A 12247-nucleotide genomic window follows, 5' to 3' on the forward strand; every position below is an offset into this window, starting at 1 on the left:
ATTGCCGGTATCGAAAGATACAACGTAAAAGAATCGGTGGAGCGGTAGTTCAGTTGGTTAGAATACCTGCCTGTCACGCAGGGGGTCGCGGGTTCGAGCCCCGTCCGTTCCGCCACTTATTTAATTATGCCTGCTTTTTTAGCAGGCATAACGTTAAGCGAGATTTAGGGGCGTAGCTCAGTTGGTAGAGCACCGGTCTCCAAAACCGGGTGTCGCGAGTTCGAGTCTCTCCGCCCCTGCCATATTAAGAACCCTTTGCGAAAGCAAAGGGTTTTTTTTTACCTACTATCCCTTCCCTTGGAGCATTCCTGCTTTGGAAAAGAGCGCATTAGCTGCTCTATGCTGATGTCTATCTGATCCGAGTTGCCTTATGATCTTTCGATCTTTACCTCCGCCGACCTCCTGATTCTCCTACCATTTTGCATTTTCTTCTCTCAGAAGGCGATGGGCGGTTTTTGGCATGATAGACAGCCATGACCACGGCGGCGGCTTTTAAGGCCGCCATAGCGCTTTAGGCTGCGGTATTTAAAGGTATTTTAAGTAATTGCCGAATCAAAGGCTGTTGATCGCTGTTTTGCAACCAGACGGCATACAGTGGGCGGACAATCGGCGGGATCTCGGCGGCGGCAAGCAACTGCGGATACTCTTTTTCCCACTGGCTGGGCAGGAAAGCGCATCCGCCTGTGGTTTCCAGCAACTGACGCGTCAGGTGTGCCGAGGTGGTCGTGAGTACCGGCACGTTATCACCTTCCAACATGCGGTTTTCCTGTTGGTGGAAGTCGGCCCCCCATTCCAGCTTGATGTACGGCATGGGGGATTGCTTGTCACGACGCGCGGATGAGAACAGGCGTAATGAGAAATTGCCCAGTTGCTGGCTGGCCAGTTCGTCCATCTTTGGCGGCTCAGTGGTGATCAGTAAATCGAGCTGCCTTTCATGCAGTTGCTTTACCAAAGAGTGCCTTAAGGCCACCCTGGCTTCGAGCTGCAGCGCCTCTCTTTGTTGATAGAGAGACTGCAACCAGGGGGTCAAATAAGCCTCCCACAACGAGGCAGTCGCGCCGATCGACAGCTCGGTATGTTGCAGTGAACGCACGACCTCTTTCTTCGCCAACTGCCAGGTGTTCATCAGGCTTTCGGCATAGGGCAGAAGCCGCTCGCCGGCAGGCGTCAGGCGGATGTTATTGCGATGACGGGTAAATAAATTTGCGCCCAACTGGTTTTCTAACTGACGGATGCGGAAACTGACCGCGGACTGCGTTAAGTACAAAGATTCTGCGGCTCTGCCAAAGTGACGCGTTCTACTGACCTCCAAAAAGGTTTTCAGTAATTCGGTATCCACACCTATCTCCAAAAAAATTTGTCGTTAAGATTTAAATGTTTTGTTTTACACGCTGTCAAGCCTATCTAATACTCCGCGCCATAAACAGCACGGCCATAAGAGAATTAGGAGCGTGTCAGATGGCGGATAGCTTCACCACGACCAATCGTTTTTTTGATAATAAACATTACCCTCGCGGGTTCTCCCGTCACGGCGATTTCACCATTAAAGAGGCGCAATTGCTAGAGCGCTTCGGCTACGCGTTTAACGAGCTGGACTCGGGCAAACGCCAGCCGGCCACTGAAGAAGAACAGCTGTTCGTCGCAGTGTGCCGCGGTGAGCGCGAAGCGGCTACCGAGCAGGAAAAAGTATGGGCTAAATATCTGGCGCGCACACGTCGCCCGAAGAAATTCCATACGCTGTCCGGCGGTAAGCCGCAGGCTGACGCAGTAGAAGATTACAGCGACAGCGAAGACTAAAGACGATGGGGCCTTCGGGCTCCATTTTCTATTCCAGACTACGATGCAGTTGTAACAGCAGACGGTCCATACTGCGATAGCTCAGCGCTTCGCTGAGGTGGCGCCTGCCGATCTCGGCATCCCCCGCCAAATCCGCCAGCGTGCGCGCCACTTTCAAGATGCGCTGCCAGGCGCGGACCGATAACCCCAACGCGTTTAATGTCGCTTCCAAAAACTCGGCGTCTGCCGCCTGCAACACGCAATCCCGTTCCACTTCACGGTTGTTTAACAGCGCGTTGATTTTACCGGCGCGTTCGAGCTGCCGGGTGCGTGCCTGTCGCACTCTTTCCCGCACCTGCTCGCTGCTTTCTCCCTGAGTTTGCCGCTTACTGAGCGTGCCTGGAGGTAACAGCGGCACTTCGATAGACAGATCGAAACGATCGAGAAAAGGTCCTGACAGCCGGGCCAGGTAGCGCAGCACCTGCTGCGGCGAGGCGCGATTATGCATACCCTGGTAATGCCCAGTTGGGCTGGGATTCATCGCCGCGATCAATTGCACCTTGGCCGGGAAGCAGACCTTGGCGTTGGCACGTGAAATCACGATCTCGCCGGATTCCAGCGGTTCACGCAGCGCATCCAGCACCTTACGCTCGAATTCCGGCAGCTCATCCAGAAACAGCACGCCGTTATGCGCCATAGATATCTCACCCGGGCGCGGCAGTGAGCCGCCGCCGACCAACGCCGCCATCGATGCGCTGTGATGCGGTGCGCGAAATGGCCTCTGGCGCCATGGCAAAGCGGTGAGAACAGGATGCTGCAAGCTGGCGACCGCCAGGCTTTCCAGCGCCTCAGGTTCCGTTAGCGGCGGCAGTAAGCCCGTCAGTCGGCTGGCCAGCATGGTTTTACCGGTGCCCGGCGGCCCAATCAGCAGCAGGTTATGCCCGCCGGCGGCGGCGATCTCTAATGCCCGCTTGGCCTGCTCTTGGCCGATGATGTCGCGCAGATCGGCGTTTTCATGCGGGTTGTCTGCCGCGGGAGGCGTGACGGCCACCGGCAGCTCGCCCTGACCTAGCAAAAAGGCACAGACCTCCAACAGGTGTTGGGCAGTATGGGATTGTGACTGCGCAATCAGGCCGACCTCGGCGGCGTTGTCCGTGGAGAGGACCAATTGTCGCCCGGCGTCAGCCGCCGCCAGCGCCGCCGGGATGGCGCCTCTGACCGCGCGCAGCGCGCCGGACAGCGCCAGTTCGCCAAGAAACTCGTAGCGTGCCAACGGGGCGAGGGGCAGTTGCTCGGAGGCGGCGAGGATCGCCAGCGCAATCGGCAGATCGTAGCGCCCGCCTTCTTTCGGCAGATCGGCCGGTGCCAAATTGACGGTGATGCGGCGGGCGGGAAAGGTGAAACCGTTGTTGATCAGGGCGCTGCGCACCCGATCGCGCGCCTCTTTTACCGTGGTTTCCGGCAGGCCAACCAGCGTCAGGCCGGGCAGGCCATTGCTGATATGCACCTCTACCGTTACGGAAGGGGCCTGAACGCCGATGATGGCGCGGCTATAGATTACCGCCAGTGACATATCGCTCTCCTTGCTGAGGGCGGCATGATGCGCGATTTATCCAGGTGCCGCGCGGCGTTCTTGGCATTTTTTCCATGAAACTCGCAGCATAATCACTGATTTTCATCGAATTGAACAAGATTGTGCGAACCGCCTCGCAGCCTATGGCAATACCCATTAACAATTCGCTGAAGCCTGCAACACATTAGCGGCCTGTACGCATTGCAGCCATAGGCTTGATGGGTGTATTTAACAATTGATTAAAAGAAAAATCACTTCTTTAACACACTCCGACCGCCGCGGCAGTCTGCCCGGCAGCCGCTAAATCTCCTGACTTCGTACTCTACGGTAGGGATAACACTATGTTTGGTTGGACCCCGCTGCAACGCAATGCGGCAATCGCCAGTTTTTCAAGCTGGACGCTCGACGCTTTCGATTTTTTCGTGCTGGTATTCTTACTCAGCGACATCGCACAATCCTTTCACGTCGGCCTGGAGCAGGTCACGTTGGCGATTCTGCTCACGCTGGCGGTGCGGCCGATCGGCGCGCTGATCTTCGGGCGCGCTGCGGAAAAATATGGCCGCAAACCGATCCTGATGCTGAATATCGTCTTCTTCTCGGTGTTTGAGCTGCTCTCCGCCGCCGCGCCCTCGCTGACGATCTTCCTGCTGTTACGAGTGTTGTACGGTGTTGCGATGGGCGGTATCTGGGGCGTGGCGTCATCATTGGCGATGGAAACCATACCGGACCGCTCGCGCGGCTTGATGTCGGGCATTTTCCAGGCCGGCTATCCGTTCGGTTATCTGCTGGCGGCGGTGGTGTACGGCCTGCTGTTCGAAACGGTCGGCTGGCGCGGCATGTTCGTCATCGGCGCGGCGCCGATCCTGCTGCTGCCGTTTATTTATTATTGCGTGCAGGAGTCGCCGGTGTGGCTGGCGGCGCGTGAACGTAAAGAAAGCAGCGCCTTGCTGCCGGTGTTGAAGAGCCACTGGAAGCTGTGCTGCTATCTGGTGCTGCTGATGGCGGCGTTCAATTTCTTCTCTCACGGCACGCAGGATCTGTATCCGGTATTTCTGAAAGTTCAACACGGTTTCGATCCGAAAACCGTCAGTATCATCGCCATTAGCTACAATATCGCGTCAATTATCGGCGGCGTTTTCTTCGGTTCGTTATCGGAAAAAATCGGCCGAAAAAAAGCGATTATCATCGCCGCATTGTTGGCGTTACCGGTGATCCCGCTGTGGGCGTTTTCCAGCGGTTCGCTGATGCTCGGGATCGGCGCTTTCCTGATGCAATTCATGGTGCAGGGCGCCTGGGGCGTGGTGCCGACCTACCTGACCGAGCTGGTGCCGGCCAACACCCGCGCGGTGCTGCCGGGGTTCGTGTATCAGCTGGGCAACCTGATCGCTTCGGTCAACGCCACGCTGCAAGCCACCCTCGCCGAGCATCATGGGCATAATTATGGCCTGGCGATGGCCATGGTTGCCGGGACGGTGGCGGTGGCGATCGCTCTGTTGGTGTTCTTCGGCAAGGATACGCGCGGCAAGGCCATCACCGGCGCGGTGAAAAATCCAGGTATGCGCGCCAACGTGTGAAATCCGGGCGATTCGCGTGAGGTATGACCAGATTGCGCCGAATAATAACGCAAAAAAAGTGTTGTCATGTCGCGCGCGGCTGTGGTACCTCTGTAAGCATTAGTTCTGAATGAGCACAGTGAACAAACCCATTATGAAAGCCTTTGCCCAAGTGATTAGCCTAGTCGTGATTAGCGTGGTGGTGATTATTATCCCACCGTGCGGGGCTGCACTTGGACGAAGAAAGGCTTAGCAAACAAGCCGGAATCGCAAGAGAACCCCCGCACCGTCAGGTCCGGGGGTTTTTTATTGGCAAGAGAAAAGTGGAGCAAGGGGCAGAGCATGAAAAACAGAACAAAATCCTGCGATTGTCGAAGTAAGGCGGGGAAATAACTATGAATGGCGCTCAATGGGTAGTTCAGGCGTTGCGTGCGCAGGGTGTGGATACCGTATTCGGCTATCCGGGCGGGGCAATCATGCCGGTGTACGATGCGCTGTACGACGGCGGCGTGGAACACCTGCTGTGCCGCCATGAACAGGGCGCCGCCATGGCCGCCATCGGTTACGCCCGCGCCACCGGCAAAGTCGGTGTCTGTATCGCCACTTCCGGTCCCGGCGCCACCAACCTGATCACCGGGCTGGCGGATGCGCTGCTCGATTCCGTTCCCGTTGTCGCCATCACCGGTCAGGTGGGGTCCGAGCTGATCGGCACCGATGCCTTTCAGGAGATCGATGTTCTCGGCCTGTCTCTGGCCTGCACCAAGCACAGCTTCCTGGTGGAATCGCTGGATGCCTTGCCGGGCATCATGGCGGAAGCTTTCGCCATCGCCGCCGGCGGCCGTCCTGGCCCGGTGCTGATCGATATCCCGAAAGACATCCAGTTGGCGCAAGGCGACCTGCATCCACATTTGATGCCGGTCGATGAAGCGCCGGCGTTACCGACGGCGGCGTTGGCCGAGGCGGCTGAGCTGCTGGCGCAGGCGCATAAACCGATGCTGTACGTCGGCGGCGGCGTGGGCATGGCGCAGGCGGTGCCGGCGCTGCGCGAGTTCATCGCCGTGACCCGCATGCCGAACGTCGCCACCCTGAAGGGGCTGGGCGCGCCGGATGCGCAAGATCCGCTGTACCTTGGCATGTTGGGCATGCACGGCACCAAGGCCGCTAACCTGGCGGTACAGGAGTGCGATCTGCTGATCGCCGTCGGCGCACGTTTCGATGACCGCGTGACCGGCAAGCTGAATGCCTTCGCGCCGCACGCCAAAGTGATCCACATGGACATCGACCCGGCGGAGATGAGCAAGCTGCGCCAGGCGCATGTGGCCCTGCAGGGCGATCTGAAAGCGTTGCTGCCGGCGTTGCAGCGCCCGCTGAACATCGCCGCCTGGCGGCAACGGGTGACGGCGCTGAAAGCCGATCACGCCTGCCGCTACGATCATCCTGGCCAGCCGATTTACGCGCCGCTGTTCTTGCGCCAGCTGTCCGCCCGCAAGCCGGCCAACAGCGTGGTGACCACCGACGTCGGCCAGCACCAGATGTGGAGCGCGCAGCACATGACGTTCGAGCGCCCGGAGAATTTCATCACCTCCAGTGGCCTCGGCACCATGGGGTTCGGCGTGCCGGCGGCGGTCGGGGCCCAGATCGCGCGTCCGCAAGATACGGTGATCTGTGTCTCGGGCGATGGCTCCTTCATGATGAACGTGCAAGAACTGGGCACCATTAAGCGCAAACAGCTGCCGCTGAAGATCGTGCTGTTGGACAACCAGCGCCTCGGAATGGTGCGCCAATGGCAGCAGCTGTTCTTCGACGGCCGCTACAGCGAAACCAACCTGTCCGATAACCCCGACTTCCTGATGCTGGCCGCCGCCTTCGGCATTCCCGGCCAGCGCATCAGCCGCAAGGATCAGGTGGAGGGCGCGCTCGAGGCGCTGTTCAACACCGAAGGCCCTTATCTGCTGCAGGTCTCTATCGACGAACTCGAAAACGTCTGGCCGCTGGTGCCGCCGGGCGCCGGCAACGAAACCATGTTGGAGGAAATATCATGATGCAGCATCAACTCTCGATCCAGGCGCGTTTTCGCCCCGAAATGTTAGAGCGCGTATTGCGGGTCGTGCGTCATCGCGGCTTTCAGGTTTGTGCTATGAATATGGTTTCCCCGGCCAACGCCGACAGCATCAATATCGAATTGACCGTTGCCAGCCCGCGTCCGGTCGCCCTGTTGTCATCTCAATTAAGCAAACTGATGGACGTCTCCTGCGTCGAGATCCAGCAGCCAACATCACAACAAATACGCGCCTGAGGCGCCGAGAAGGATAAATAACAATGACAAAGAAAGCCGATTACATTTGGTTCAATGGTGAGATGGTTCCTTGGGCCGAGGCCAAAGTGCACGTGATGTCGCACGCGTTGCATTACGGCACGTCGGTGTTTGAAGGCGTACGCTGCTATGACTCGCACTTGGGGCCGGTGGTATTCCGTCATCGCGAGCATATGCAGCGCTTGCACGATTCGGCGAAAATCTACCGCATGCCGGTGTCGCAAAGCGTCGACGAGCTGATGGAAGCCTGCCGCGCTACGCTGCGCAAGAATAACCTGGTCAGCGCGTACATTCGTCCGCTGGTGTTCGTCGGCGATGTCGGCATGGGCGTCAACCCGCCGGCCGGTTATAAAACGGACGTGATTATCGCGGCGTTTCCTTGGGGCGCTTATTTGGGTGAAGAAGCGCTGGATCAAGGCATCGATGCGATGGTCTCCTCCTGGCACCGCGTCGCACCAAACACGATCCCCACTGCGGCCAAGGCCGGCGGCAACTATCTTTCCTCCCTGCTGGTGGGCAGCGAAGCGCGCCGCCACGGCTATCAGGAAGGCATCGCGCTCGACGTGCACGGCTACATTTCCGAAGGGGCGGGCGAGAACCTGTTTGAAGTGAAAGACGGCGTGCTCTATACCCCGCCGTTCACCTCGTCGGCGCTGCCGGGCATCACCCGCGACGCGATCATCAAGCTGGCGAAAGACATGGGCTTCGACGTGCGCGAGCAGGTGCTGTCGCGCGAATCGCTGTACCTGGCCGACGAAGTGTTCATGTCCGGCACCGCGGCGGAAATCACGCCGGTGCGCAGCGTGGACGGCATTCAGGTCGGCATCGGCAAATGCGGCCCGGTGACCAAACAGATCCAACAGGCGTTCTTCGGCCTGTTCAGCGGCAAGACCGAAGACAAATACGGGTGGCTGGATCCGGTAAACCCGTAACGACAAGGCTCGCCGCGCAGCGTGGCGGACGACAAGACAGACAAGATAAGAAATATCCAGGCGGTTCGTTCGCCGCCTGCCATAAATACATTTGGAGTGAAAAGAGCATGCCTAAGTACCGTTCCGCCACCACCACCCACGGCCGTAATATGGCGGGTGCCCGCGCATTGTGGCGCGCGACCGGGATGACCGACGCCGATTTCGGCAAGCCGATCATCGCCGTGGTCAACTCCTTTACCCAGTTCGTGCCGGGCCACGTGCATCTGCGCGATCTGGGCAAACTGGTCGCCGAACAGATCGAAGCTTCAGGCGGCGTGGCCAAAGAGTTCAACACCATCGCGGTGGATGACGGCATCGCCATGGGCCACGGCGGCATGCTCTATTCCCTGCCGTCGCGCGAGCTGATCGCCGACTCGGTTGAATACATGGTGAACGCCCACTGCGCCGACGCGATGGTGTGCATCTCCAACTGCGACAAAATCACCCCGGGCATGCTGATGGCGGCGTTGCGCCTGAACATCCCGGTGATCTTCGTTTCCGGCGGCCCGATGGAAGCCGGCAAAACCAAACTCTCCAACCAGATCATCAAGCTGGATCTGGTGGACGCGATGATCCAGGGCGCGAACCCGAACGTCAGCGACGCCGACAGCGAGCAGATCGAGCGTTCCGCCTGCCCGACCTGCGGTTCCTGCTCCGGCATGTTCACCGCCAACTCGATGAACTGCCTGACCGAAGCGCTGGGCCTGTCGCAGCCGGGCAACGGTTCGCTGCTGGCCACCCACGCCGATCGCAAGGAACTGTTCCTCAACGCCGGCAAGCGCATCGTCGAGCTGACCAAACGTTATTACGAGCAGGATGACGAAAGCGCGCTGCCGCGCAATATCGCCAACAAGGCGGCGTTCGAAAACGCCATGACGCTGGATATCGCCATGGGCGGTTCGACCAACACCGTGCTGCACCTGCTGGCTTCGGCGCAGGAAGGCGAGGTGGACTTCACCATGGAAGACATCGATCGCCTGTCGCGCAAAGTGCCGCACCTGTGCAAGGTGGCGCCGAGTACGCAGAAATATCACATGGAAGACGTGCACCGCGCCGGCGGCGTGATCGGCATCCTCGGCGAGCTGGACCGCGCCGGCTTGCTGAACCGCGAGGTGAACAACGTATTGGGGCTGACCCTGCCGCAGACGCTGGAAGCCTACGACGTGATGCTGACCCGCGACGAAAGCGTCAAGAAAATGTACTCCGCCGGGCCGGCCGGTATCCGCACCACGCAGGCATTCTCCCAGGATTGCCGTTGGGATTCGCTGGACACCGACCGCAAGGAAGGCTGCATCCGCACCCGTGAGCACGCTTACAGTCAGGACGGCGGATTGGCGGTGCTGTACGGCAACCTGGCGGAAAACGGCTGCATCGTCAAAACCGCCGGCGTCGACAAGGAAATCCTCACCTTCCGCGGCCCGGCCAAAGTGTATGAAAGCCAGGACGACGCGGTAGAAGCGATCCTCGGCGGCAAAGTCGTGGCGGGCGACGTAGTGGTGATTCGCTACGAAGGGCCGAAAGGCGGGCCGGGCATGCAGGAAATGCTTTACCCAACCACCTACCTGAAATCGATGGGGCTGGGCAAGGCGTGTGCGCTGATCACCGACGGGCGTTTCTCCGGCGGCACCTCCGGGTTGTCCATCGGCCACGCTTCGCCGGAAGCGGCTAACGGCGGCCTGATCGCCCTGGTGCAGGACGGCGACATGATCGCGATCGACATTCCTCATCGCGGCATCCAGCTGGATGTCAGCGAGCAGGAGTTGGCGGCGCGGCATGAGGCGGAACTGGCGCGTGGCGACGCGGCCTGGACGCCGAAAAATCGTGAACGTCAGGTGTCCTTCGCGCTGCGCGCCTACGCCTCGTTGGCCACCAGCGCCGACAAAGGCGCGGTGCGCGACAAGAGCAAACTGGGGGGATAAGCAGCATGGCGGTCTCTCAACCCCTACCCAGCGCCCCCTGCGGCGCGGAATATCTGCGAGCGGTACTGCGCTCGCCGGTTTACGAGGTGGCGCAAGTCACCCCGTTGCAGGCCATGAGCAAAATCTCTTCGCGCCTCGGCAACACCATTTTGGTGAAGCGCGAAGATCGCCAGCCGGTGCACAGCTTCAAGCTGCGCGGGGCCTATGCGATGATCGCCGGGCTGGACGAAGAGCAGAAGGCGCGCGGCGTCGTGACGGCTTCGGCCGGCAACCACGCGCAGGGCGTCGCCTTCTCCGGTAAACGGCTGGGCATCAAAACGCTGATCGTGATGCCGGTGTCCACCGCGGACATCAAGGTGGATGCGGTGCGCGGCTTCGGCGGCGAAGTGCTGCTGCACGGCGCCAATTTCGACGAGGCAAAAGCGAAGGCGATCGAGCTTTCCCAACAGCAGGGCATGACCTTTGTGCCGCCGTTCGATCACCCGACGGTGATCGCCGGGCAGGGCACGCTGGCGATGGAGCTGCTGCAGCAAGACGCGCATCTGGATCGGGTTTTCGTGCCGGTCGGCGGCGGCGGCCTGGCCGCCGGGGTGGCGGTGCTGATCAAACAGCTGATGCCGCAGATCAAAGTGATCGGCGTCGAAGCGGAAGACTCCGCCTGCCTGCGCGCGGCGCTGGATGCCGGCCATCCGGTGGATCTGGCGCGCGTCGGGCTGTTCGCCGAAGGCGTGGCGGTGAAGCGCATCGGCGACGAAACCTTCCGCCTGTGCCGTGAGTATCTGGACGACGTGATCACCGTGGACAGCGACGCCATCTGCGCGGCGGTCAAAGATCTGTTCGAGGACGTGCGCGCCATTGCCGAGCCTTCCGGCGCGCTGGCTTTGGCGGGGCTGAAAAAGTACGTCCAGCAGCACAACATTCAGGGTGAGCGTCTCGCGCACGTGCTGTCCGGCGCCAATCTCAACTTCCACGGGCTGCGCTATGTTTCCGAGCGTTGCGAACTGGGCGAACAGCGCGAAGCGCTGCTGGCGGTGACCATTCCGGAACAGCAGGGCAGCTTCCTCAAGTTCTGCCAACTGCTGGGCGGGCGCTCGGTGACCGAATTCAACTACCGCTACGCCGATGCCGACAACGCCTGCATTTTCGTCGGCGTGCGGCTGACGCGCGGCCACGCCGAACGGCGGGAGATCATCGACGAACTCAACGCCGACGGTTATCAGGTGGTGGATCTGTCGGACGACGAGATGGCTAAACTGCACGTGCGCTACATGGTGGGCGGGCGTCCGTCGAAGCCGCTGCGCGAACGGCTGTACAGCTTTGAGTTTCCGGAGTCGCCGGGCGCGCTGCTGAAGTTCCTGCAGACGCTGGGCACGCACTGGAACATCTCGCTGTTCCACTATCGCAGCCACGGCACCGACTTCGGCCGGGTGCTGGCGGCCTTCGAACTGGCGCAAAGCGAGCCGGAATTCGAGCGGCACCTGCAGGCGCTGGGCTACGATTGCCACGATGAAACCGACAACCCGGCGTTCCGCTTCTTTTTGCAGGGGTGAGTCCGGTGGGTTTATCCGACCGGTTGTCCCGTTTAGCGGCAGAAGGCCGGGAGATGGAAAGCCAAATCGCGGCGCGCGATCGTGCGCTTTTCGCCGGCGTGGATGCGCAGCTCGAGCAGCATTTCCTGACGCCGGGCCAGCGGCTGTCACCACCGGGCGTCGGCAACGTCATGCTGCTGATGGTGTGCCTGATGCTGGGCCTGGCGGGCGTGATGGGTCTGGTCACGGATGTGGCGGCCGCCTGGAGCGGCAAGACCTCCGCCGCCGTGTTGATGGGCAGCGGCGCGATCGTGGCGGTGTGGATGACGCTGATCCTGTTCCAACTGGTGCAGGGTAAAAACAGTGGAGTGGTATTGCTGCAATATTACCTTGGCATGCTCGGTCTGTGTTGCCTCGGCGGCGCGGCGGCGTGGGCGGCGGGCATGACCGGCATCGCCACCGGCGCCCTGCTGCTGGGGGGCGCGGTTGGCGGGGCGCTGTTCAGCAACCGGGCGGCGTTCTACCTGTATGTCGCCTATTTCCGCACGCGTCGGCGCGTGTTTATCAAACGCCGTTGGCAGAGGGAAGATCTGCGCAATACCCGATAAACCG

At 60.3% G+C, this 12247-nt stretch carries 11 protein-coding genes and 2 tRNA genes; 11 read left to right on the plus strand and 2 right to left on the minus strand.

All coding sequences use genetic code 11. The features are described from left to right. Nucleotides 1-38: 38 nt before the first annotated feature. Both ACJ8PE_RS24200 and ACJ8PE_RS24205 read left to right on the plus strand, forming a co-directional pair. Nucleotides 39-115: transfer RNA gene (locus ACJ8PE_RS24200), tRNA-Asp, on the plus strand. Between the two features lie 51 nt (nt 116-166). Beyond that, nucleotides 167-242 (plus strand) — tRNA-Trp (locus tag ACJ8PE_RS24205). 269 nt (nt 243-511) lie between these two features. Here ACJ8PE_RS24205 and hdfR read toward each other — a convergent pair. After that, the gene (gene hdfR, locus ACJ8PE_RS24210; RefSeq protein ID WP_033645382.1) at nt 512-1339 is read right to left on the minus strand and encodes an HTH-type transcriptional regulator HdfR; all 828 of its coding nucleotides are present in this window, start codon (nt 1337-1339) and stop codon (nt 512-514) included. 119 nt (nt 1340-1458) lie between these two features. Between hdfR and ACJ8PE_RS24215 the strand changes: the two genes are divergently transcribed. After that, entirely contained in the window at nt 1459-1797 is a 339-nt protein-coding gene (locus ACJ8PE_RS24215) for a DUF413 domain-containing protein (protein ID WP_004929946.1), read from the plus strand. Between the two features lie 28 nt (nt 1798-1825). On the opposite strand, the gene ACJ8PE_RS24220 is transcribed toward ACJ8PE_RS24215, so the two are convergent. Further along, entirely contained in the window at nt 1826-3349 is a 1524-nt protein-coding gene (locus ACJ8PE_RS24220) for a YifB family Mg chelatase-like AAA ATPase (protein ID WP_089192418.1), read from the minus strand. Between the two features lie 341 nt (nt 3350-3690). Between ACJ8PE_RS24220 and ACJ8PE_RS24225 the strand changes: the two genes are divergently transcribed. The 8 genes from ACJ8PE_RS24225 (at nt 3691) to ACJ8PE_RS24260 (ending at nt 12243) form a co-directional block, all read left to right on the plus strand. After that, on the plus strand, nt 3691-4923 hold the full coding sequence (locus ACJ8PE_RS24225; RefSeq protein WP_197793836.1) for an MFS transporter: 1233 nt from the start codon (nt 3691-3693) through the stop codon (nt 4921-4923). Between the two features lie 133 nt (nt 4924-5056). Further along, nucleotides 5057-5155 carry an ilv operon leader peptide gene (gene ilvL / locus ACJ8PE_RS24230; RefSeq protein WP_013814970.1) on the plus strand — a complete coding sequence of 33 codons (99 nt, stop codon included), beginning with the start codon at nt 5057-5059 and terminating at the stop codon, nt 5153-5155. Between the two features lie 142 nt (nt 5156-5297). Next, on the plus strand, nt 5298-6944 hold the full coding sequence (ilvG, locus tag ACJ8PE_RS24235; RefSeq protein ID WP_442536940.1) for an acetolactate synthase 2 catalytic subunit: 1647 nt from the start codon (nt 5298-5300) through the stop codon (nt 6942-6944). After that, nucleotides 6941-7198: an acetolactate synthase 2 small subunit gene (gene ilvM, locus ACJ8PE_RS24240; RefSeq protein WP_004929955.1), complete on the plus strand. Its 258-nt coding sequence runs from the start codon at nt 6941-6943 to the stop codon at nt 7196-7198. Before ilvG ends, ilvM begins: the two co-directional genes overlap by 4 nt. A gap of 23 nt (nt 7199-7221) precedes the next feature. Then, nucleotides 7222-8148 carry a branched-chain amino acid transaminase gene (locus tag ACJ8PE_RS24245; RefSeq protein ID WP_033645378.1) on the plus strand — a complete coding sequence of 309 codons (927 nt, stop codon included), beginning with the start codon at nt 7222-7224 and terminating at the stop codon, nt 8146-8148. Between the two features lie 107 nt (nt 8149-8255). Then, nucleotides 8256-10106: a dihydroxy-acid dehydratase gene (gene ilvD / locus ACJ8PE_RS24250; protein WP_015379395.1), complete on the plus strand. Its 1851-nt coding sequence runs from the start codon at nt 8256-8258 to the stop codon at nt 10104-10106. Between the two features lie 5 nt (nt 10107-10111). Continuing rightward, on the plus strand, nt 10112-11656 hold the full coding sequence (ilvA, locus tag ACJ8PE_RS24255; RefSeq protein ID WP_015379394.1) for a threonine ammonia-lyase, biosynthetic: 1545 nt from the start codon (nt 10112-10114) through the stop codon (nt 11654-11656). A gap of 53 nt (nt 11657-11709) precedes the next feature. Beyond that, complete coding sequence (locus ACJ8PE_RS24260; protein WP_046687959.1) at nt 11710-12243, plus strand: hypothetical protein; 534 nt, start codon at nt 11710-11712, stop codon at nt 12241-12243. Nucleotides 12244-12247 lie beyond the last annotated feature (4 nt).

Source organism: Serratia sp. CY74737, assembly GCF_052166775.1.
GTDB lineage: Bacteria > Pseudomonadota > Gammaproteobacteria > Enterobacterales > Enterobacteriaceae > Serratia > Serratia ureilytica.

What these genes read in the sequence shown, in the direction of transcription:
- ACJ8PE_RS24215 (WP_004929946.1), top strand. Translation starts at nt 1,459, where the DNA reads ATGGCGGATAGCTTCACCACGACCAATCGTTTTTTTGATAATAAACAT.
- ACJ8PE_RS24220 (WP_089192418.1), bottom strand. Translation starts at nt 3,349, where the DNA reads ATGTCACTGGCGGTAATCTATAGCCGCGCCATCATCGGCGTTCAGGCC.
- ACJ8PE_RS24225 (WP_197793836.1), top strand. Translation starts at nt 3,691, where the DNA reads ATGTTTGGTTGGACCCCGCTGCAACGCAATGCGGCAATCGCCAGTTTT.
- ilvL (WP_013814970.1), top strand. Translation starts at nt 5,057, where the DNA reads ATGAAAGCCTTTGCCCAAGTGATTAGCCTAGTCGTGATTAGCGTGGTG.
- ilvG (WP_442536940.1), top strand. Translation starts at nt 5,298, where the DNA reads ATGAATGGCGCTCAATGGGTAGTTCAGGCGTTGCGTGCGCAGGGTGTG.
- ilvM (WP_004929955.1), top strand. Translation starts at nt 6,941, where the DNA reads ATGATGCAGCATCAACTCTCGATCCAGGCGCGTTTTCGCCCCGAAATG.
- ACJ8PE_RS24245 (WP_033645378.1), top strand. Translation starts at nt 7,222, where the DNA reads ATGACAAAGAAAGCCGATTACATTTGGTTCAATGGTGAGATGGTTCCT.
- ilvD (WP_015379395.1), top strand. Translation starts at nt 8,256, where the DNA reads ATGCCTAAGTACCGTTCCGCCACCACCACCCACGGCCGTAATATGGCG.
- ilvA (WP_015379394.1), top strand. Translation starts at nt 10,112, where the DNA reads ATGGCGGTCTCTCAACCCCTACCCAGCGCCCCCTGCGGCGCGGAATAT.
- ACJ8PE_RS24260 (WP_046687959.1), top strand. Translation starts at nt 11,710, where the DNA reads ATGGAAAGCCAAATCGCGGCGCGCGATCGTGCGCTTTTCGCCGGCGTG.